Origin of the sequence: Azohydromonas caseinilytica, from assembly GCF_012927045.1 — a bacterium.
In the GTDB taxonomy this organism is placed as follows: Bacteria; Pseudomonadota; Gammaproteobacteria; order Burkholderiales; family Burkholderiaceae_C; genus Azohydromonas; species Azohydromonas caseinilytica.
Window position 1 is genome coordinate 82,599 of record NZ_JABBFW010000019.1, and the last position, 18,572, is coordinate 101,170.

23 protein-coding genes are annotated in these 18,572 nt (G+C 70.8%); 9 read left to right on the forward strand and 14 right to left on the reverse strand.

Going from position 1 to position 18,572, the window contains the following annotated elements:
* Positions 1-18: 18 nt before the first annotated feature.
* The 10 genes from HHL10_RS21540 to argB all read right to left on the reverse strand — a co-directional run bounded on the left by HHL10_RS21540 (position 19) and on the right by argB (position 6,100).
* Positions 19-366: a histidine triad nucleotide-binding protein gene (locus tag HHL10_RS21540; protein WP_169162458.1), complete on the reverse strand. Its 348-nt coding sequence runs from the start codon at positions 364-366 to the stop codon at positions 19-21.
* Positions 367-383: 17 nt separating this feature from the next.
* Positions 384-782: a DUF4870 family protein gene (locus HHL10_RS21545; protein WP_235971702.1), complete on the reverse strand. Its 399-nt coding sequence runs from the start codon at positions 780-782 to the stop codon at positions 384-386.
* 24 nt (positions 783-806) lie between these two features.
* Positions 807-1,157: a phosphoribosyl-ATP diphosphatase gene (locus HHL10_RS21550; RefSeq protein ID WP_169162459.1), complete on the reverse strand. Its 351-nt coding sequence runs from the start codon at positions 1,155-1,157 to the stop codon at positions 807-809.
* Complete coding sequence (gene hisI, locus HHL10_RS21555) at positions 1,154-1,543, reverse strand: phosphoribosyl-AMP cyclohydrolase (RefSeq protein ID WP_169162460.1); 390 nt, start codon at positions 1,541-1,543, stop codon at positions 1,154-1,156. Before hisI ends, HHL10_RS21550 begins: the two co-directional genes overlap by 4 nt.
* Positions 1,544-1,556: 13 nt before the next feature.
* Positions 1,557-2,033 (reverse strand): NUDIX domain-containing protein, encoded by a 477-nt coding sequence (locus HHL10_RS21560; RefSeq protein WP_169162461.1) that lies wholly within the window; start codon positions 2,031-2,033, stop codon positions 1,557-1,559.
* A complete protein-coding gene (locus HHL10_RS21565; RefSeq protein ID WP_169162462.1) occupies positions 2,026-2,958 on the reverse strand; it encodes an ATP-binding protein in 933 nt (310 codons plus the stop codon). Before HHL10_RS21565 ends, HHL10_RS21560 begins: the two co-directional genes overlap by 8 nt.
* Before the next feature lie 86 nt (positions 2,959-3,044).
* Entirely contained in the window at positions 3,045-3,701 is a 657-nt protein-coding gene (gene pdeM, locus HHL10_RS21570; protein ID WP_169162463.1) for a ligase-associated DNA damage response endonuclease PdeM, read from the reverse strand.
* 18 nt (positions 3,702-3,719) lie between these two features.
* The gene (gene slmA, locus HHL10_RS21575; protein ID WP_169162464.1) at positions 3,720-4,361 is read right to left on the reverse strand and encodes a nucleoid occlusion factor SlmA; all 642 of its coding nucleotides are present in this window, start codon (positions 4,359-4,361) and stop codon (positions 3,720-3,722) included.
* 147 nt (positions 4,362-4,508) lie between these two features.
* Positions 4,509-5,189 carry a pyrimidine 5'-nucleotidase gene (locus HHL10_RS21580; RefSeq protein ID WP_169162465.1) on the reverse strand — a complete coding sequence of 227 codons (681 nt, stop codon included), beginning with the start codon at positions 5,187-5,189 and terminating at the stop codon, positions 4,509-4,511.
* Positions 5,189-6,100, reverse strand: a complete 912-nt coding sequence (gene argB / locus HHL10_RS21585) for an acetylglutamate kinase (protein ID WP_169162466.1) — start codon at positions 6,098-6,100, stop codon at positions 5,189-5,191. The genes HHL10_RS21580 and argB overlap by 1 nt, the downstream gene beginning before the upstream one ends.
* Positions 6,101-6,329: 229 nt before the next feature.
* On the opposite strand from argB, the gene HHL10_RS21590 reads away from it, so the two are divergent.
* Together HHL10_RS21590 and dmeF are read left to right on the forward strand one after the other, a co-directional pair.
* Positions 6,330-6,833 (forward strand): DUF411 domain-containing protein, encoded by a 504-nt coding sequence (locus HHL10_RS21590; protein ID WP_169162467.1) that lies wholly within the window; start codon positions 6,330-6,332, stop codon positions 6,831-6,833.
* 103 nt (positions 6,834-6,936) lie between these two features.
* Entirely contained in the window at positions 6,937-7,977 is a 1,041-nt protein-coding gene (gene dmeF / locus HHL10_RS21595) for a CDF family Co(II)/Ni(II) efflux transporter DmeF (RefSeq protein WP_310734647.1), read from the forward strand.
* Between the two features lie 103 nt (positions 7,978-8,080).
* On the opposite strand, the gene HHL10_RS21600 is transcribed toward dmeF, so the two are convergent.
* Positions 8,081-8,548 carry a hypothetical protein gene (locus HHL10_RS21600; protein ID WP_169162468.1) on the reverse strand — a complete coding sequence of 156 codons (468 nt, stop codon included), beginning with the start codon at positions 8,546-8,548 and terminating at the stop codon, positions 8,081-8,083.
* On the opposite strand from HHL10_RS21600, the gene HHL10_RS21605 reads away from it, so the two are divergent.
* The gene (locus tag HHL10_RS21605; RefSeq protein WP_169162469.1) at positions 8,547-8,780 is read left to right on the forward strand and encodes a hypothetical protein; all 234 of its coding nucleotides are present in this window, start codon (positions 8,547-8,549) and stop codon (positions 8,778-8,780) included. The two genes, HHL10_RS21600 and HHL10_RS21605, sit on opposite strands and share 2 nt — an antisense overlap.
* Before the next feature lie 237 nt (positions 8,781-9,017).
* Complete coding sequence (locus HHL10_RS21610; protein WP_169162470.1) at positions 9,018-9,908, forward strand: LysR family transcriptional regulator; 891 nt, start codon at positions 9,018-9,020, stop codon at positions 9,906-9,908.
* Between the two features lie 34 nt (positions 9,909-9,942).
* Here HHL10_RS21610 and HHL10_RS21615 read toward each other — a convergent pair whose 3' ends face one another.
* Together HHL10_RS21615 and HHL10_RS21620 are read right to left on the reverse strand one after the other, a co-directional pair.
* Positions 9,943-11,436 carry a carboxypeptidase M32 gene (locus HHL10_RS21615; RefSeq protein ID WP_169162471.1) on the reverse strand — a complete coding sequence of 498 codons (1,494 nt, stop codon included), beginning with the start codon at positions 11,434-11,436 and terminating at the stop codon, positions 9,943-9,945.
* A complete protein-coding gene (locus tag HHL10_RS21620) occupies positions 11,433-12,497 on the reverse strand; it encodes a GlxA family transcriptional regulator (RefSeq protein WP_169162472.1) in 1,065 nt (354 codons plus the stop codon). Before HHL10_RS21620 ends, HHL10_RS21615 begins: the two co-directional genes overlap by 4 nt.
* Before the next feature lie 132 nt (positions 12,498-12,629).
* Here HHL10_RS21620 and HHL10_RS21625 point away from each other — a divergent pair, with 132 nt between their 5' ends.
* The gene (locus tag HHL10_RS21625; RefSeq protein ID WP_169162473.1) at positions 12,630-13,949 is read left to right on the forward strand and encodes a tetratricopeptide repeat protein; all 1,320 of its coding nucleotides are present in this window, start codon (positions 12,630-12,632) and stop codon (positions 13,947-13,949) included.
* Positions 13,950-14,216: 267 nt separating this feature from the next.
* Here HHL10_RS21625 and HHL10_RS21630 read toward each other — a convergent pair whose 3' ends face one another.
* A complete protein-coding gene (locus HHL10_RS21630) occupies positions 14,217-14,699 on the reverse strand; it encodes a YqaA family protein (RefSeq protein ID WP_169162474.1) in 483 nt (160 codons plus the stop codon).
* Positions 14,700-14,835: 136 nt separating this feature from the next.
* Here HHL10_RS21630 and dusB point away from each other — a divergent pair, with 136 nt between their 5' ends.
* From dusB to ruvC, 4 genes are all read left to right on the forward strand, one after another.
* Positions 14,836-15,867: a tRNA dihydrouridine synthase DusB gene (gene dusB, locus HHL10_RS21635; RefSeq protein ID WP_169162475.1), complete on the forward strand. Its 1,032-nt coding sequence runs from the start codon at positions 14,836-14,838 to the stop codon at positions 15,865-15,867.
* Positions 15,864-16,133 carry a Fis family transcriptional regulator gene (locus HHL10_RS21640; RefSeq protein ID WP_169162476.1) on the forward strand — a complete coding sequence of 90 codons (270 nt, stop codon included), beginning with the start codon at positions 15,864-15,866 and terminating at the stop codon, positions 16,131-16,133. Before dusB ends, HHL10_RS21640 begins: the two co-directional genes overlap by 4 nt.
* 41 nt (positions 16,134-16,174) lie before the next feature.
* The gene (purH, locus tag HHL10_RS21645) at positions 16,175-17,767 is read left to right on the forward strand and encodes a bifunctional phosphoribosylaminoimidazolecarboxamide formyltransferase/IMP cyclohydrolase (protein ID WP_169162477.1); all 1,593 of its coding nucleotides are present in this window, start codon (positions 16,175-16,177) and stop codon (positions 17,765-17,767) included.
* Between the two features lie 128 nt (positions 17,768-17,895).
* Positions 17,896-18,444 (forward strand): crossover junction endodeoxyribonuclease RuvC, encoded by a 549-nt coding sequence (gene ruvC / locus HHL10_RS21650; protein WP_169162478.1) that lies wholly within the window; start codon positions 17,896-17,898, stop codon positions 18,442-18,444.
* The last annotated feature ends 128 nt before the right edge of the window (positions 18,445-18,572 follow it).

The following is an 18,572-nucleotide window of genomic DNA, read 5'->3' on the forward strand; positions in this document are numbered from 1 at the left end:
GGCTCGGAGCCGCGGCTCTCAGCCCTTGGCCCATGGCCGCGGGCCGCCGATGAAGTGGATGTGCAGGTGCCCCACTTCCTGTCCACCGTCGGCGCCGGTGTTGACGATGGTGCGAAAGCCGTTGCTCACGCCCAGCTCGCGCATGAGCCTGGGGCCCAGCGCCATCATCTTGCCCAGCAACGGCGCGTGCTCCGGCCCGACCTCGACCATCGACGGGATGTGCGCCTTGGGCACCATCAGCACGTGCACTGGCGCCCAAGGATGGATGTCGTGGAAGACGAGGATCTCCTCGTCCTCGTACACCTTGCGCGACGGGATCTGGCCGGCGGCGATCTTGCAGAAGATGCAGTTCGGGTCGGTGCTCATGAAAGAGGGAGTGAGGGTTATTCGGGCATGGGGCGGCGCTCGTTGAGGGCGAGCCAGCCGCGCACCACGCGGTAGAGGAACCAGATCGAGATCACGCCCCAGGCGATCCAGCCCGGGATGAAGAACAGCAGCCACAGCGGCGCCGTGATCAGGTACAGCCCGGCGGCCCACAGCACGCTGCGGATGCGCCAGGCGAAGTGCGACTGCTGCCAGCTGCCCTGGGCATCGTCCTTCTTCACCAGGTCCAGGATGAAGGCCGCGATCAGCAGCAGCACGCTGGGCTGGAAGGCCGGCAGCACCGCGCCCACGGCCACGATGGCGTGCAGCGCGTAGCTGATCTGCCCGATGGTGCGCAAATGCCGCTCGCGCTCCCACTCGGGCACGTTGTCGGGCGGCAGCATCGGCGGCGTGGCCATGGCAGCTCCTGTTGCTTTGGGATGTCAGCCCTTGCGCTGGGCGAATTCTTCCAGTCCCGACAGGCCCTCGCGCCGCGCCAGCTCGGCCAGCACGTCGGCGGGCCGCAGCCCGAACTGGGCCAGCGCCACCATGCTGTGGAACCAGAGGTCCGCCACCTCGTAGATGACCTTGTCGCGAGCGCCGTCCTTGGCCGCCATCACGACCTCGACCGCCTCCTCGCCCACCTTCTTGAGCACCGCGTCCAGGCCCTTGGCCGAAAGCTTGGCGACGTAGCTCTTGGCCGGGTCGCCACCGTTGGCGGGCAGCCGGGACTCGATCACCTCCGCCAGCCGCGCCAGCACCTCGTCGCCCAGCTGCATTTGTTGGTTGCTCATTTGTAGATGCTCTCCGGGTCCTTGAGCACCGGGTCCACGGCGCTCCAGGCGCCGTTCTCCAGACGGCGGTAGAAGCAGGAATGGCGCCCGGTGTGGCAGGCGATGCCGGGCTCGTGCCCGCGCTGCGTCACCTTGAGCAGCACCACGTCGGCGTCGCAATCGAGCCGGATCTCGTGCACCTGCTGCACATGACCCGATTCCTCGCCCTTGTGCCACAGGCGCCGGCGCGAGCGGCTCCAGTACACGGCCTCGCCGCGCTGCAGCGTCAGCGCCAGGGCCTCGCGGTTCATCCACGCGAACATCAGCACGTCGCCGCTGCCGGCTTCCTGCGCGATCGCGGGCACGAGACCGTCGCGGTCCCACTTCACTTCATCCAGCCAATCCATCGTTTCAGTGTACTCAGTCGATATGGGTGGGCCCGGCATGCCCGCGCTCCTGCGCAAACCACTGCAGCACGGGCACCGTGCCCGGCAGCACCGGCCTTACCTGCACCGGCAGCGCCTGCCAGGCCATCTGCTGCGCCTCGCGCATCTCGAACTGGCCCGTCCAGCGGTAGACCTTGCAGAAGTGCAGCCTCACCAGCGCATGCGGGTAGTCGAAGATCTCCACATGCCAGCGCTCCACGCTGGCCACGTCGATGTCGATGCCCAGCTCCTCGTGCAGCTCGCGCCGCAGCGCCTCCTCGACGCTCTCGCCCGCCTCCAGCTTGCCGCCCGGGAACTCCCAGTGCCCGGCGTAGACCTTGCCCTCGGGCCGGCTGGTGAGCAGGAAGCGGCCTTCCCGGCCCGCGGCATCGCGCTCGATCAGCACCCCCACCGCCACCTCCACCGGCGTGCGGCCTTCGGGCAGCTGGGTGATGCGCCGCGCCTCAGACATGGTCCAGTCCCTGCGGCGGCTCGTCCTCGGCCGCGGCGGCCGGCGCCGGCGCGGCGTCGTCCTCATGCCCGCGTCCGGCCCAGTCACGCGCGAACTGGTACGCCACGCGCCCCGAGCGCGAGCCGCGCTCCAGCGCCCACACCAGCGAGGCCTTCTGCGCCGCGGAAATCTGCTCCTCCGGCACGCCCAGGTTGCGCAGCCACTGCGCCACGATGGCCAGGAATTCACCTTGGCTGAAGGGATAGAAGCTCACCCACAAGCCGAAGCGCTCGGACAGCGAGATCTTCTCCTCCACCACCTCGCCCGGATGCACCTCGCCATCGGCGGTGTGCGTGTAGCTGAGGTTTTCCTTCATGTACTCGGGCAGCAGGTGCCGGCGGTTGCTGGTGGCGTAGATCAGCACGTTGTCGCTGGCCTGGGCCACGGAGCCGTCCAGGATCGACTTCAGCGCCTTGTAGCCGGGCTCGCCCTCGTCGAAGCTGAGGTCGTCGCAGAACACGATGAAACGCTCCGGCCGCGTGGCCACCAGCTCCACCAGGTCCGGCAGATCGACCATGTCGGCCTTGTCCACCTCGATCAGCCGCAGGCCCTGCGGCGCGAACTCGTTGAGGCAGGCCTTCACCAGTGAGCTCTTGCCCGTGCCGCGCGCGCCGGTGAGCAGCGCGTTGTTGGCCGGCTTGCCCGCCACGAACTGCGCCGTGTTGCGCAGCAGCTTTTCCTTCTGGGGCTCGACCTCCTTGAGGTCCGACAGGCGGATGCCCGCCACATGCCGCACCGGCTCCAGCACGCCGGCACCGCGGCGGCGGCGGTAGCGGAAGGCCACCGAAGCGGACCAGTCCGGCGCCGCCAGCGGCTGCGGCAGCACCGCTTCCAGACGGCTCAACAGCGCCTCGGCGCGCGCGATCAGGGAATCGAAATCAGGCATGACAGGCGAAACGGGACGGCGATTCTTGCGAGGGTGGGCAGTGTAGCCAGCGCTCCAGCACCCCTTCCCGGCCCGGGACGCCGGCCCTACACCCGCCGCACCAGCTCGCCCGCCACCGCATACACCTCGTCGCCACGTGCTGGCCGCACCGGGTGCATGCCGGTGAAGGCACCGAAGGCAGGCAGCACGCCCACCTCGGGTCCGACGTGGAAGCATGGCAGCCGCAGCCGCTCAAAGCCTCGGCCGACGCTGATGCAGGGATGCAGGTGCCCCGCCAGCACGTAGGCGCCGGGCAGCGCCCGCGGGTGGTGGCACAGCGCCAAGCCGCCAAGGCGCAGCGGCTCGTCCACCACCTCGATGCCCAGCGCCGCCGGCGGGTCGCCGGCGCGGTCGTCGTGGTTGCCGCGCACCAGCACGATCTCCAGGTCCGCATGCGCCGCGCGCCAAGCCGACAGCGCCGCCAGCGTGTCCGGCGCGCCATGGGCATGGGCCGAGTGCAGGAAGTCGCCCAGCACCAGCAGGCGTTGCGCGCCGTGGCGGGCGATCAGTGAGGTGAGCCGATCCAGGTTGCGCCCCGTCGTGCCCTGCGGCACCGGCACACCGAGCCTTCTGAAACTGGCGGCCTTGCCGAAATGCGCGTCCGCCACCAGCAGCGCGCGCCGCGCCGGCCACCACAGCGCGTGCTCGGCCAGCAACTGCAGCCGCTCGCCGCCGCGTTCGATCCAGGTGTCGCTGCCTTCCATGGCAGCGATTGGAACCCCTCAGCGCAGCATCAGCGCCAGCGTGGCTTCCAGGTACTCGGTGGGCGGGCGCTGGAAGCCCGAGCGCGTGAAGCGCTGCAGGCGTCCCAGCGCGAAGGCGCAAAGCATGGAGGCCTGCACCTGCGCGTCCGCCGTGGGGCTGGGCGAACCGGCCGCCTGTGCCGCCAGGCGCAGGCTCTGGCGCAGCTGGCTCTCCAGGCGTTCGAAGAAGTGGTTCATGCGCGCGTTGAGCCGCTCGTCCTCGTAGGCCAGCGCGTCGCCGGCCATCAGCCGCGCCATGCCGGGGTTGCGCTCGGCGAACTGCAGCAGTACCGCCAGCGAGCGCCGCGCCTGCTGCACGCCGGAGCTCTCGCGCTCGGCAATCTGGTTCAGCAATGTGAAAACGCTGGTCTCGATGAACTCGATCAGCGCCTCCAGCATCTGCGCCTTGCTCACGAAGTGGCGGTACAGCGCGGCCTCGCTGATCTCCAGCCGCGCCGCCAGCGCCGCGGTGGTGACGCGCTCGCTGCCGGGTTGCTCCAGCATCGCCGCCAGGGCCTGCAGGATCTGCGTGCGGCGCTCGCCGGGACGCGGGCGTTTGCGCGCCACCAGAGCCGGAGGGATGTCGGCGCGTGCGCCGGAGGCTTCGCTCAGGTCGGACATGGAGAGCCCCGTCGGGTGGTGACCGCCGGATTCTGGACAGGCTTGCCCGGCCCGGCCCAGGCCGGCGCCCATCCGAACGACGGGTTGCCGAGCCGGCGCCGCCGTTCTAAGCCCCGGCGGCCCCAGGGTGATGCCCGGGTCCCGCGCTCAGCGGCACAGCGCCGAGAGCCGGCGCACGCGGCGGTCCACGTAGGGCGGACGCGAGGAGCAGCGCGCGCCGGCGCGGCGCGCCCAGCGCTGCATCCACACCGTGCCCATGCCGATGCGCCGCGCGCCCTTCTGGTGCTCCAGCGTGTCCTCCACCAGCACGCAGCGCTGCGGCGCCACGCCCAGCCGCACGCAGACGCGCTGCAGCATCCGGGTGTCCGGCTTGGGCCGCCAGTGGCCGAAGACGCGCATGTCCTCGATGGTGAGCACGCCGTCGAAGAGCTGCAGCAGCCCCAGCGTGCGCAGCACCCGCAGCGCGTAGGCGCGCGGGGCGTTGGTCAGGATGTACTTGCGGCCCTTGAGGCGCTTGAGCGCCGCCACGTCGTGCGCGTGGCTGCGCAGCTTCTCCTCCAGCCCGGGCAGCAGGTGCGTCTGGTGCAGGAAGTGCGCGGGCTTGACGGCGTGATGCCGGATCAGCCCCAGCAGCGTGGCGCCGTAGCGCTGCCAGTAGCGGCGGCGCAGCGCGTCGGCCTCGGCATGCTCCAGGCCCAGCTCGGTGGCGATGTAGTCCGTCATCGCCGGGCTGAGCACGCCGAAGACGGCGGCCGAGGCGTCGTGCAGCGTGTTGTCCAGGTCGAACAGCCACACGGCGGCGCCGCGGCGCACCGCGGGCTGCGCCATCAGTGCGAGCGGATCATGGTGCCGTAGGCCTGGTCGCTCAGGATCTCCAGCAGCATGGCGTGCGGCACGCGGCCGTCGATGATGTGCACCGCGTTGACGCCGCTCTTGGCCGCGTCCAGCGCCGAGGCGATCTTGGGCAGCATGCCGCCGGAGATGGTGCCGTCGGCAAAGAGCTCGTCGATGCGCTTGGCCGTCAGGTCGGTCAGCAGGTTGCCTTCCTTGTCCAGCACGCCGCGGATGTTGGTCAGCAGCACGAGCTTTTCGGCGCGCAGCACCTCGGCGAGCTTGCCGGCCACCAGGTCGGCGTTGATGTTGTAGGACTCGTTGTCCTTGCCGAAGCCGATGGGGCTGATGACGGGGATGAACTGGTCGTCCTGCAGCGCCTTGACCACGCTGGGGTCGATGGCCTCGATCTCGCCCACCTGCCCCATGTCGTGCAGCTTCTCGGGGTCGTCACGGTCGACCATCTTGAGCTTGCGGGCGCGGATCATCCCGCCGTCGCGGCCGGTCAGGCCCACGGCCTTGCCGCCGGCGGCGTTGATCAGGCCGACGATGTCCTGCTGCACCTGGCCGGCGAGCACCCATTCCACGACCTCCATCGTCTCCTCGTCGGTGACGCGCATGCCCTGGATGAACTGGCCCTTCTTGCCCACGCGCGTGAGCGCCTCGTCGATCTGCGGGCCGCCGCCGTGCACCACCACCGGGTTCAGGCCGACGAGCTTGAGCAGCACCACGTCCTCGGCGAAGTCCTGCTGCAGCGCCGGGTCGGTCATGGCGTTGCCGCCGTACTTGATGACGATGGTCTTGCCGTGGAACTGGCGGATGTAGGGCAGCGCCTGGGCCAGGATTTCGGCCTTCTCGCGCGGGGCCACATGCGACAGGTCGGGGGTGCTCGGGTCGGGAGTGCTCATGGGATTCGGTCCTGCTGGGGGCTGGGAGCCTGGAGAGAGGCGCCGGGGGCGGCGCCGGGCGGCGCGCATTGTAGGTGGGGAACTTCAAGCCTCCGCGCGGGGTCTTGACGTGGCCGCGACACGGCCCTGCCGCGCTGCGGCAAGCTCCGGGCCCGGTGTCGTCGCCGCGACGGCGCGGCGCTTGAAAGCCGTCAAGGACACCCTGCTCCCCCTCCTTCACACTGCCCGCATGAAGACTTCCGCATTCCTCCCCGATACCGCTCGCCGCCGCCTGCTGCGCGCCGCCGGCCTGGCCGCGCTGGCGGCCGGCGCGGCGCCCGTCCTGCACGCCGCCACGCCCGCCGCGCCGACCAAGGTGCAGCTGTGGAAGTCGCCCAGCTGCGGCTGCTGCAAGGACTGGGTCACGCACATGCAGTCCGCCGGTTTCGACCTGCAGGTGTTCGAGGTGCAGGACACCGGCGCGCAGCGCGCCAGGCTGGGCCTGCCGGCCAAGTACGGCTCCTGCCACACCGGGCTGGTGGAGGGCTACGTGATCGAGGGCCATGTGCCTGCCGCCGACGTGCGCCGCCTGCTGCGCGAGCGCCCGGACGCGCTGGCCTTGACGGTGCCGGGCATGGTGGTGGGCTCGCCCGGCATGGACGGCCCCGAATACGGCGGCCGGCGCGAGCGCTACGAGGTGCTGCTGGTGCAGCGCGACGGCAGCAGCCGCGTCTGGGCCACCTACAACGCCTGACCCCATCGGCCGAACCCGACGGGTTGCGCGACTTCCGGCAACTCGTGGGGATTCCCTTGCGCACCGGGGCGGCCACGCCCAAACCGCCCTTCCCGGCGGGGTCGTGAACGCTGCCTACGATGGCGGCATGCAGCACAGCCACGACCTGACCCCTTTCCACCACAGCCACGACTGGCAGGACGCCGGCGCCGAGGGACGCGCGCGGGCGCTGCGTGCCGTCACGATCCTGACGCTGCTGACCATGGTGGTCGAGCTGGCGGCCGGCGCCTGGAGCGGCTCGCTGGCGCTGCTGGCCGACGGCTGGCACATGGGCACGCACGCGCTGGCGCTGGGCGGCGCGCTGCTGGCGGCGCAGCTGGCGCAGCGCGCCCAGCGCAGCGAGCGCTATGCGTTCGGCGGCTGGAAGATCGAAGTGCTGGCCGCCTACACCAGCGGCCTGATGCTGCTGGCGGTGTCGGCCTGGCTGGTGGTCGATGCCGTGCGGGTGCTGCTGGACCCGCATCCCATCGCCTACGGCGAGGCCATGGCGGTGGCGCTGATCGGCCTGGCCGTGAACCTGGGCAGCGCTTGGCTGCTGCACCGCGGCGCGCACGGGCATGGCGACGAGCACGAGGACGACCATGACCACGGCTACCACCACGGGCCTCACCATGACCATGACCACGCTCACGGGCATGCGCACGGCCACGGCCATTCCCATGGCGCCGGCCACCACGACCACAACTTCAACGCCGCGTACCTGCACGTGGTGGCGGACGCGTTGACCTCGGTGCTGGCGATTGCCGCGCTGGCCGGCGGCTGGCGCTACGGCTGGCGCTGGCTGGACCCGCTGGTGGCGGTGCTGGGCGCGGTGGTGATCTCGCGCTGGGCGGTCGGGGTGTTGAAAGTCTCCGCCCACGCCCTGGTGGACGCCACCGCCAGCACCGAGCTGCGCGCCCAGGTGCGCCAGGCCATCGAGAGCGACGGCGACGCCCAGCTCGCCGACCTGCATGTCTGGCAGGTGGGGCCGCAGGCGTGGTCCGTGGTGGCGTCGGTCGTGGCCGACAAACCGCTGGAGCCGGCACAGTACCGGCGGCGGCTGGAGCACCTGCACACGCTGCAGCATGTGACGGTGGAGGTGCATCAATGCCGGGGCGCGGCCTGAGCCGCAGGGGCTTTTCAATATCCTCCGAACGGAAAAAGGGCCCGCGATATTTCGCGGGTCTTTTTCATGGCCTTGGCGATATGGGAGAGCCCATGCCGCGCCCTCAAATCTCCATGGCGTGAAAACGCTGCCCGGATTTCAACCGTCCTGCCACCCACCTCTCCCCCACCTCCAGCGCTTGGTCATGCGCCGCCTGGAAAGCCTCGTCCTCGTCGTCGAGGTTGTCGTCCGGGATAAATAGTTTCTCGTCCACGTCCCGCTCGTCCTGGCGCAGGCACAAGCGCCAGGCCATGCCGGCATCGAGCCAATGGAATTCGATCTCGTAGCTGAAGCGGCAGGGCCGCAGCCGGCAGACCTCACCGGCGGCTTGGGCCGCGGCAGCGGCGGCCCGGACCGCGTCGCGCTGCAAGGCGTAGCCCGGCTCGCCTCCCGGCGTAGGCAGCGGCTCACGGCCCTGCGCCGACACCGACACCAGCTGCCACCGTCCGCCCGGCACGGCCTCGATCACGAACAGCCGTCCGCCCTGTTCGATGTGCTGCCGTTCCTGCCGCGTCAGGCCGAGGCTTTCCATGCGGGGCCACCCTTCCATTTCCCTTTTTCTGTTTCCGTTGAGCCGGATCAAGGGTTTCGCAGCCCGCAGGCTGCGCGCCCTCGAAACAACCCGCCAGCCAGCGCAATTTCGCCGGCGCCGCGCGCAAGCCATTTCCCGAAATACTGAAAGTGCCTACCAGGCGCGGCGTTTCACCGGGTTTGATGCGCCGGTGAAACTGCCTCGTTTATCGGCCATCGGCCCCGGCGGTTGAGTGAGCGTGAAGCCTCGGGCGAGAAATTTCCGGGCATCCACTCGCCTCAGGCGGCGCATTGGAAGGCTTGCAGGTGCCCGGCGGCAAAGCGCTCCGGCGGCATGACGCCCGCCCCAGGCCCGTGCTTTCTCCAGGGGAAGACCGTACTCCAGAGGGCAACAATGCGTTCAATAAAAAGCTCGCCGCGAGTACAGTGTCAACGCTATGGAAACAATAGAACCCCGCTTCGAATGGGCCATGGCCTTCCTGGCCGTGGTGGAGAGCGGCAGCTTCACGCGCGCCGCGGAGCGGCTGGGCTGCTCCAAGACCTATGTGAGCAAGCAGGTGTCCTCGTTGGAGCAGGCGCTGGGCGCCAAGCTGCTGCACCGCACCACGCGGCGGTTGCAGCCCACCGAGACCGGCACCACGTACCTGGACTACTGCCGCCGCCTGCGCGAGACGCTGAGCGAGGCCGAGCGCGCCGTCTCCAGCCTGCGCACCGAGGCGCGCGGGCGCGTGCGCCTGAGCGTGCCCACCACCTTGGGCATGGAGCTGATGGCCGAGATGCTGGTGGCGCTGCACGCGCAGCACCCGGAGCTGGAAGTCGATCTGGACTTGGACCTGGACCCGGGCGCGCAGCCTCGGGAGGCGGCCGAGACCGACCTGGCGCTGCGCTTCACGCGCGAGCCCGACCCGGCGCTGGTCGCCAAGCCGCTGGCGGTGCTGCATGACTGGGTGGTGGCCCATCCCTCGCTGCTGCAGCGCCACGGCACGCCGGCCAAGCCCGCCGATCTGGCGCGGCTGCCTTGCCTGAGCAACAGCCGCTACAAGGGCGAGGAGCAATGGCTGCTCACCAAGGACGGCAAGCAGCAGCCGGTGGAAGTGCGCCACTGGCTGCGCATCAATAACGACCCGCTGATGAAGCGCCTTGCGCTCGAAGGCCAGGGTTTTGCCAGGCTGCCGGCCTTCCTGGTACTGAACGAGGTGGACCGCGGCGAGCTGGTGCAGGTGTTGCCGGAATGGGAGCTGGCGCCCACGCCGCTGTACCTGGTCTATCCGGACCAGCGCCCGCTGCCGCGCAAGGTGCGAGCCACCGTGGACTTCGTGGCGGACTGGTTCACGCGGCGCAAGGCGGGAACGCTGGTGTGACGGGGCGGCCGGGCTATGCCCGGCCCGACGCCCTTCACCCCAGATACCGCCCCTCCAGGTGCCGCCGGAAATGCGCCGGGTCCAGCGCGGAGCCGCTGGCGCGCTGGGTCAGCTCGGCGGTGGTCCAACGGCTGCCCTGCAGCCAGATGCGCTCGCGCAGCCAGTCGAACACCGGCGCCAGCTCGCCGCGGGCGATCTCCTCGTCCAACTGCGGATGCTCGCGCCGGATCGTGGCGAACCACTGCGCCGCGTACATCGCGCCCAGCGTGTAGCAGGGGAAGTAGCCGAAGGCGCCGTCGGTCCAGTGCACGTCCTGCATCGGGCCGTCGCGGTAGTTGCCGCGCGTGTCCAGGCCCAGCAGGTCGCGCATCTGCTCGTCCCACAGCGCCGGGATGTCGTCCACCTCGATCTCGCCCTCCATCAGCGCGCGCTCGATGCGCCAGCGCAGCAGCACATGCGCCGGGTAGGTGAGCTCGTCGGCATCGACGCGGATGAAGCCCGGCTCCACGCGCGTCACCAGCCGCTGCAGGTTGCCCGCCTCCAGCGCCGGCTGCGGCCCGAAGGTTTCGACCAGCCAGGGCGTGATGAAGCCGATGAAGCCCGGATGCCGACCCAGCTGCATCTCGAAACTCAGGCTCTGGCTCTCGTGGATCGCCATGGAGCGCGCCAGCGCCACGGGCTGGTCCAGCCACTCCCGCGGCAGGTTCTGCTCGTAGCGGCCATGGCCGGTCTCGTGGATGGTGCCCATCAGGCTGCCCAGGAACTCGTCGGCGCGGTAGCGCGTGGTCATGCGCACGTCCTCGGGCACGCCGCCGGTGAAGGGATGCGTGCTCACGTCCAGGCGCCCGGCCTCGAAGTCGAAGCCCAGCAGCCCCATCACGCGCTCGCACAGCGCGCGCTGCGCCGCCACGTCGAAGGGGCCCTGCGGCACCAGCACCGTCTCGGACGCCTGCTTCTCGCGCACGCGCGCCACCAGGTCGGGCAGCCAGGTCTGCAGGTCGCCGAACACCCGCTCCACCTCGGCGTTGCTCATGCCGGGCTCGAAGCGCTGCATCAGCGCGTCGTAGCGCGGGACGCCCAGGCGCTGCGACAGCAGCTCGGCCTCCTCGCGCGCCAGGCGCACCACTTCGCGCAGGTTGGCGGCGAAGCCCTTCCAGTCGTTGGCCGGGCGCTGGCGGCGCCAGGCGTGCTCGCAGCGCGAGCCGGCGATCTGCCTGGCCTCCACCAGCGAGGCCGGCAGCGCGGTGGCGAGGTCGAGCTCGCGCCGGATCTCGCGCAGGTTGGCGCGCTGCGTCTCGTCCAGCGGCTCCTGCCCGGCGCGGTCAAGCTGCTCCTGGCGCGCCGGGTCGGTGCGCAGGCCGTGCAGCAGCGTGGCCAGCTCGGCCAGCGCCGCGGCGCGCGCCTCGCTGCCCTTGGGCGGCATGAAGGCGGCCTGGTCCCACCAGGCAATGGATTGCAGGTGCTCCAGCCGGTGCAGGCGGCGGTTGGTGGCGGCGAGGGCCTCGTAGTCGGGGGTGGGAGAGCTCATTGCGTCAGGGTACGGGAAAGGGATGTGCCCGGGCCTTGCAGCTCGTGCAGCCGGCGTGCCAGGGTGCCGAAGCGGCGCCGGTACTGCGCCGGCGTCAGGCCCACGTGGCGGCGGAACAGCCGGCCGAAGAAACCGGCGTCCTGGTAGCCCACCTCCAGCGCCACCGCCTCCACCGGCGCGTTGCCGGACTCCAGCATCTGCTTGGCCTCCTCCAGCCGCAGCGTGTGCACGTACTCCAGCGGCGTCATGCCGGTGGCCTGCGTGAAGCGGCGCTTGAAGGTGCGCTCGGCCAGCCCCGACAGCGCCACCATCTGCGCCACCGGCGACTCGCAGGGATAGTTCATCGCCACCCAGGCCTGGCAGCGCGCCACCAGCGGGTCGGCGGCGCAGCCGCCGCGGGTGAGCGAGGCATAGGCCACCGGTGGGGTCTGGCCCGGGTCCATCAGGTTGATGCGCGCCACCCGCATCGCCTCCTGGGGCCCGGCAAAGCGCGCGATCAGCGCCAGCACCAGCAGGTGCCAGGCCACGCCGCTGCCGGCCATGAGGATGCGCTCGCCCGCCGTCACCAGCCCGCGCTCCGGGTGCCAGCGCGTGGCCGGGTGCCGGCGCTGCAGCGCGTCGCAGTAGGCCCAGTGCGAGGTGGCCTCGCGCCCGTCGAGCAGCCCAGTGCAGGCCAGCAGCACCGCGCCGGAGCAGGCGCTGGCCACCAGCGCGCCGGCGTCATGCGCCTGCCGCACCCAGCGCACCTCCTCGGCATAGCGCCCGGCCACCGCCTCGCCCGGCGGCACGGCCAGGTCGGTGATGCACAGCACCGGCGGCGCCGGGCAGTCGGCCAGTGCCGCGTCGGGCGTGATGCGCACGCCGTTGGCGGCAGCGAAGGTTTCACGGTGGCGGCTCACCAGCAGCGGCCGGAAAGGCGACGTGGCCTCGGGCTCGCCGTGCAGAAAACTCCAGTCGCGCCGGGTGCCGGCCAGGCAGTCGAAGAAGCCGTAGAGGGTGGATGCGGTGCTGTCGGGGGTGGCCAGCAGCGCCACGGTGATCGGGGCAAGGGGACCGGCCATGGCATGAACGTCCGCTTTGTTGCACGAATGGCTGCGGTGCCTGGACGCGCTCGCGCGCACAGTGGCGCCAGCGCGATTGTGGTCCGCTCCCCGGCGGACGGCGCTGAGTCGAGAAGCCAGTAAGGAGACGCCATGAACCCGTTGCACGACGCCACCGGCCACGCCCTCACCGGCGCCACCCCCGCCGCCCTGGACGCCTGGGAGCAGGCCGCGCACGAGCTGCGCTGCCTGGTGGGCGACCCGGCCGCCAGCATCGAGCGCGCGCTGGAGGCCGCACCCGAGATGCCGATGGCCCATGCCTTCAAGGCCTGGCTGTATTTGCTGGGCACCGAGCCCGAAGGCCTGCCCGTGGCCCGCGCCGCCTGCGAGGCCGGCGCCGCGCTGCCGGCCAGCGAGCGCGAGCGCATGCACCTGCACGCCGCCGCCCTGCTGGCGCAGGGGCGCTGGCATGAGGCCGCCCGCGCGCTGGAGGACCTGTCGCTGCAGTACCCGCGCGACGCGCTGGCGCTGCAGGCCGGGCACCAGGTGGACTTCTTCACCGGCGACTCGCGCATGCTGCGCGACCGCGTCGCCCGCGCCCTGCCCGCCTGGGACGCGTCGATGCCGGGCTACCACGCCGTGCTGGGCATGCATGCCTTCGGGCTGGAGGAGACCGGCGACTACGTGCAGGCCGAGGCCCAGGGCCGGCGCGCCGTGGAGCTGGAGTCGCGCGACAGCTGGGCCTGGCATGCCGTGGCGCACACCCTGGAGATGCGCAACCGCCCGGCCGACGGCATCGCCTGGCTGGAGCCGAACTCGGCGAGCTGGGCGCCGGGCAGTTTCCTGGGCGTGCACAACTGGTGGCACCTGGCGCTGTTCCACCTGGAGCTGGACCACCACGACGAGGTGCTGCGCCTGTACGACGAGGCCATCGCCGGCTCGGGGCTGCCGCAGGTGCTGGACCTGATCGACGCCAGCGCCATGCTGTGGCGGCTGCAGCTGCGCGGGCTGGACGTGGGCGCGCGCTGGCAGCCGCTGGCGGATCGCTGGGCGCCGCTGGTGCAGGCCAGCCGCTACGCCTTCAACGATCTGCATGCGATGCTGGCCTTCACCGGCGCCGGGCGCCGTGCCGAGCAGCAGCGGTTGCTGGAAGCGCAGGCCGCGGCGCTGGAGACGGGTGACGACAACGCCGGTTTCATCCGCGACGTGGGCGGCGCGGCCACGCGCGCCGTGATGGCCTATGGCAACGGAGACTACGCGCCATGCGTGGCGCTGCTGCGCCCGATCCGGCACCGCGCGCACCGCTTCGGCGGCAGCCACGCGCAACGCGACCTGCTGGACCTCACGCTCATCGAGGCCGCGCTGCGCGGCGGCGACCAGGCGCTGGCGCGGGGATTGACCGCGGAGCGCCTCGCGGTGCGGCCGGCGAGCGCGCTGGCGCAGCGGCTGGTGAGGAGGAGTGGGGAAGGTTGAGGAGGGCCGTTCAAGGAAAGCCGGACGGGCGTAGGCCGCCAGCCGACATGCCGCGCCCACTACATCGTCATTCCCGCGCAGGCGGGAATCCAGGCGGCCCCTAAGCCAGCCGAAAGCTGCTTGGGCGGAACGCCAAGGCCTGTCGGCCTCGTGGTGCCCACGTCGCCCCTGGCAGGCCAACGTGGGACCGCCTGGGTCCCCGCCTGCGCGGGGATGACGAAATGAGGTGCGGCCCGCCTTGGCTTCGAACGACCCAAGCGGACACCTTCACGGCGTGATCTGCCCCGGAAACCACCACAGCAGCGCCGCCGTCATCACCAGGTAGCGGCCGAACTTGCCGATGGCCATGTAGAGCATGCAGGGCCAGAACGGCAGCTTCAGCCAGCCGGCCACCGCGCACAGCGGGTCGCCCACGATGGGCAGCCAGCTCAGCAGGCAGGCCTTGGGGCCGAAGCGCTCCAGCCAGCCCAGCACGCGGTGCTCGGTGGGCTTGTGGCGCGCGTGCTCCACCACCACCTCCGCGCCGTAGCCCATCCACCAGCTGATGGCCCCGCCCAGCGTGTTGCCGGCGGTGGCCACCAGCACGGCCGGCCAGAACAGCGCCGGGTCCAGCTTCACCAGCCCGAACACCGCCGGCTCCGAGCCCAGGGGCAGCAGCGTCGCCGACACCAGCGCCACGACGAACACGGTGCTGAGCCCGAACTCCGGCAACGCCAGCGCCTCCAGCAACGACTGCATCCATGCTTCCATCGGGCCATTATGGGCAGCCCCGGGAGCGCTCCCGGGTGGCCCGATCCCGCCGGGCATGGCCCCCGGCACGGCGGTCGGCCCGGGCGCCGCCGCTATACTCCTGCCTCCTTTTTCAGCACCTCCCCCCGCCTGCGCCATGAAACTCGGAGCGATCACGCTGCCGAATACGCTGTTCGTCGCCCCCATGGCAGGGGTCACGGACCGCCCGTTCCGCCAGCTGTGCAAGCGGCTCGGTGCGGGCTACGCGGTCAGCGAGATGGTCACCTCCAAGCGGGAGCTGTGGAATTCGCTCAAGACCTCGCGCCGCGCCGACCATGCCGGCGAGGTCGAGCCCATCGCGGTGCAGATCGCCGGCGTGGACCCGGCGCAGATGGCCGAGGCCGCGCTCTACAACATCGACCGCGGCGCCCAGGTCATCGACATCAACATGGGCTGCCCGGCCAAGAAGGTCTGCAACGTCTGGGCCGGATCGGCGCTGATGCAGAACGAGCCGCTGGCCATCGACATCGTCGAAGCCGTCGTTGCGGCCTGTGCCCCACGCCACGTGCCCGTGACGCTGAAGATGCGCACCGGCTGGTGCGCCGCCGAGAAGAACGCGCTGCGCCTGGCGCGCGCGGCCGAGAGCGCCGGCATCGCCATGCTCACCGTGCACGGCCGCACGCGCGAGCAGGGCTACAAGGGCGAGGCCGAGTACGACACCGTGGCCGCGGTCAAGGCGGCGCTGCGCATCCCCGTGGTCGCCAACGGCGACATCGACTCGCCGCTCAAGGCCAAGCGGGTACTGGACTACACCCAGGCCGACGCGCTGATGATCGGCCGCGCCGCGCAGGGCCGGCCCTGGATCTTCCGCGAGGTGGCGCATTACCTCGCCACCGGCGAGCTGCTGGCACCGCCCACGGTGCGCGAGGTGCGCACCTGGCTGCTGGAGCACCTGCAGGACCACTACGGCCTCTACGGCGAATTCAGCGGCGTGCGCAGCGCGCGCAAGCACATCGGCTGGGCCGTGCGCGCCCTGCCCGGGGGCGAGGACTTCCGCGCCCGCATGAACCTCATCGAGAGCTGCGAACAGCAGCTGCAGGCCGTGGGCGACTGGTTCGACGCCCTGGCGCTGCAACACGAGCGCCTGCCACTGGCGGCCAACGACGAATTACTCGAACTCACCGCATGAGCAAGCAACTGATCGAGGCCTGCGTGCGCGAGAGCCTGGAGGAGTACTTCCGGGACCTCGACGGCGCCCAGCCCCACTCCGTCCACGAAATGATCCTCACCATCGTCGAGAAGCCGCTGCTGGAGGTGGTGATGCAGCACGCCGCCGGCAACCAGAGCAAGGCCGCCGAATGGTTAGGAATCAACCGCAACACGCTGCGGCGCAAGCTGGTCGAGCACAAGTTGCTGGGGGGAGCGCCGTCCGCGCCCTCCTCCTCGTCCACCTGAAGCCACCGCGGCTTCCACCGATTCACTCTCCCCCTCCAAGCATGACCACCGCCCTCATCTCCGTCTCCGACAAGACCGGCATCGTCGAGTTCGCGCGCGAACTGCACCAGGCCGGCGTGAAGCTGCTGTCCACCGGCGGCACCGCCAAGCTGCTGGCCGACGCCGGCCTGCCCGTCACCGAGGTGGCCGAAGTTACCGGCTTCCCCGAGATGCTCGACGGCCGCGTCAAGACGCTGCACCCGCGCGTGCACGGCGGCCTGCTGGCCCGCCGCGACGTGCCGGCGCACATGGCGGCGCTCAAGGAGCACGGCATCGACACCATCGAGCTGCTGGTGGTCAACCTCTATCCCTTCGAGGCCACGGTGGCCAAGGCCGGCTGCACGCTGGAGGACGCCATCGAGAACATCGACATCGGCGGCCCGGCCATGGTGCGCTCCGCCGCCAAGAACTGGAACGACGTCGCGGTGCTGACCGACGCCTCCCAGTACGCCCAGGTGCTGGCCGAGCTCAAGGCCGAGGGCAAGGTGTCGCGCACCACGCGCTTCAAGCTGGCCGTGGACGCCTTCAACCGCATCTCGCAGTACGACGGCGCCATCAGCGACTACCTCTCCGCGCTGGAGCTGGGTGCCGAGGGCGAGCAGCCCAAGCAGAACCTGTTCCCCGGCCAGAGCAACGGCCGCTTCGTCAAGATCCAGGACCTGCGCTACGGCGAGAACTCGCACCAGCAGGCCGCGTTCTACCGCGACCTGTACCCGGCGCCGGGCTCGCTGGCCACGGCCAGGCAGCTGCAGGGCAAGGAACTCTCGTACAACAACATCGCCGATGCCGACGCGGCCTGGGAGTGCGTGAAGTCCTTCGCCGACGTGCCGGCCTGCGTGATCGTCAAGCACGCCAACCCCTGCGGCGTGGCCGTGGGCGCGGATGTCGCCGAGGCCTACGCCAAGGCCTTCAAGACCGACCCGACCTCGGCCTTCGGCGGGATCATTGCCTTCAACCGCCCGCTGGACAAAGCCGGCGCCGAGCTGGTGGCCAAGCAGTTCGTGGAAGTGCTGATCGCCCCGGGCTTCACGGAGGAGGCCCGCGCCGTGTTCGCCAGCAAGGTCAACACCCGGCTGCTGCACATCGAGCTGCCGCGCGGCGGCGCCAGCGCCTGGGAGCAGGGCCTGAACCTGATGGACGCCAAGCGCGTGGGCTCGGGCCTGCTGCTGCAGACCGCCGACAACCGCGACTTCGACCCGGCCGACCTCAAGGTCGTGACCACGCTGCAGCCCACCGAGCAGCAGATGCAGGACCTGCTCTTCGCCTGGAAGGTGGCCAAGTTCGTCAAGAGCAACGCCATCGTGTTCTGCGGCGGCGGCATGACGCTGGGCGTGGGCGCGGGCCAGATGAGCCGCATCGACAGCGCGCGCATCGCCAGCATCAAGGCCGAGAACGCCCAGCTGACGCTGCAGGGCTCGGCCGTGGCCAGCGACGCCTTCTTCCCGTTCCGCGACGGCCTGGACGTGGTGGTGGACGCGGGCGCGAGCTGCGTGATCCAGCCCGGCGGCAGCGTGCGTGACGACGAGGTGATCGCCGCCGCCAACGAGCGCGGCATCGCCATGGTGTTCACCGGCACGCGCCACTTCCGCCACTGATCCCGATTCGCCGCCATCAAAAAGACTTCGTCACACCCGCGCAGGCGGGTGTCCACGCACAACGGGCTGCAGCCCGGCACGCGTGGATGCCCGCCTTCGCGGGCATGACGGGTGAATGTGTCTGACCCATGCGCATCCTCGGCATCGACCCCGGCCTGCAGACCACGGGCTTCGGCGTCATCGAGGCCGACGGCCCGCACCTGGGCTACGTGGCCAGCGGCACGATCCGCACCAAGGACGCCGCGCGCGGCGACCTGCCCGGGCGGCTGAAGATCATCTTCGAGGGCGTGCGCGAGGTGCAGTCGCGCTACGCGCCGGCCTGCGCCGCCGTGGAAATCGTCTTCGTCAACGTCAACCCGCAGAGCACGCTGCTGCTGGGCCAGGCGCGCGGCGCGGCGCTGGCGGCGCTGGTGGCGGGCGGCCTGCCGGTGTCGGAATACACCGCGCTGCAGATGAAGAAGGCCATCGTCGGCAGCGGCCATGCGCGCAAGGAGCAGGTGCAGCACATGGTGATGCGGCTGCTCTCCCTGCCCGCGCCGCCGGGCCCGGACGCGGCCGACGCGCTGGGCATCGCCATCGCCCACGCCCATGCGGCCACCTCGCTGGCCGCCATGGCCGGCGCCGGCACGCTGGATCGGCGCCAGCACGCGATGTACCGCAAGGGACGGGTGTACTGATCCTAAATCCGGCAGTTACTACCCCGTGAGACGGCCAGCGGGCCAATGCTGACAAGCACTTGAGCCGATCCTGCAGACTCACCCGATGGGTGAAGCAAGACGCAAGCGGGCCCTGGCCCTGGGAGACG

Coding starts and splice junctions, on each gene's coding strand:
- HHL10_RS21540 (WP_169162458.1), bottom strand. CDS start 366: ATGAGCACCGACCCGAACTGCATCTTCTGCAAGATCGCCGCCGGCCAG.
- HHL10_RS21545 (WP_235971702.1), bottom strand. CDS start 782: ATGGCCACGCCGCCGATGCTGCCGCCCGACAACGTGCCCGAGTGGGAG.
- HHL10_RS21550 (WP_169162459.1), bottom strand. CDS start 1,157: ATGAGCAACCAACAAATGCAGCTGGGCGACGAGGTGCTGGCGCGGCTG.
- hisI (WP_169162460.1), bottom strand. CDS start 1,543: ATGGATTGGCTGGATGAAGTGAAGTGGGACCGCGACGGTCTCGTGCCC.
- HHL10_RS21560 (WP_169162461.1), bottom strand. CDS start 2,033: ATGTCTGAGGCGCGGCGCATCACCCAGCTGCCCGAAGGCCGCACGCCG.
- HHL10_RS21565 (WP_169162462.1), bottom strand. CDS start 2,958: ATGCCTGATTTCGATTCCCTGATCGCGCGCGCCGAGGCGCTGTTGAGC.
- pdeM (WP_169162463.1), bottom strand. CDS start 3,701: ATGGAAGGCAGCGACACCTGGATCGAACGCGGCGGCGAGCGGCTGCAG.
- slmA (WP_169162464.1), bottom strand. CDS start 4,361: ATGTCCGACCTGAGCGAAGCCTCCGGCGCACGCGCCGACATCCCTCCG.
- HHL10_RS21580 (WP_169162465.1), bottom strand. CDS start 5,189: ATGGCGCAGCCCGCGGTGCGCCGCGGCGCCGCCGTGTGGCTGTTCGAC.
- argB (WP_169162466.1), bottom strand. CDS start 6,100: ATGAGCACTCCCGACCCGAGCACCCCCGACCTGTCGCATGTGGCCCCG.
- HHL10_RS21590 (WP_169162467.1), top strand. CDS start 6,330: ATGAAGACTTCCGCATTCCTCCCCGATACCGCTCGCCGCCGCCTGCTG.
- HHL10_RS21605 (WP_169162469.1), top strand. CDS start 8,547: ATGCGGGGCCACCCTTCCATTTCCCTTTTTCTGTTTCCGTTGAGCCGG.
- HHL10_RS21600 (WP_169162468.1), bottom strand. CDS start 8,548: ATGGAAAGCCTCGGCCTGACGCGGCAGGAACGGCAGCACATCGAACAG.
- HHL10_RS21610 (WP_169162470.1), top strand. CDS start 9,018: ATGGCCTTCCTGGCCGTGGTGGAGAGCGGCAGCTTCACGCGCGCCGCG.
- HHL10_RS21615 (WP_169162471.1), bottom strand. CDS start 11,436: ATGAGCTCTCCCACCCCCGACTACGAGGCCCTCGCCGCCACCAACCGC.
- HHL10_RS21620 (WP_169162472.1), bottom strand. CDS start 12,497: ATGGCCGGTCCCCTTGCCCCGATCACCGTGGCGCTGCTGGCCACCCCC.
- HHL10_RS21625 (WP_169162473.1), top strand. CDS start 12,630: ATGAACCCGTTGCACGACGCCACCGGCCACGCCCTCACCGGCGCCACC.
- HHL10_RS21630 (WP_169162474.1), bottom strand. CDS start 14,699: ATGGAAGCATGGATGCAGTCGTTGCTGGAGGCGCTGGCGTTGCCGGAG.
- dusB (WP_169162475.1), top strand. CDS start 14,836: ATGAAACTCGGAGCGATCACGCTGCCGAATACGCTGTTCGTCGCCCCC.
- HHL10_RS21640 (WP_169162476.1), top strand. CDS start 15,864: ATGAGCAAGCAACTGATCGAGGCCTGCGTGCGCGAGAGCCTGGAGGAG.
- purH (WP_169162477.1), top strand. CDS start 16,175: ATGACCACCGCCCTCATCTCCGTCTCCGACAAGACCGGCATCGTCGAG.
- ruvC (WP_169162478.1), top strand. CDS start 17,896: ATGCGCATCCTCGGCATCGACCCCGGCCTGCAGACCACGGGCTTCGGC.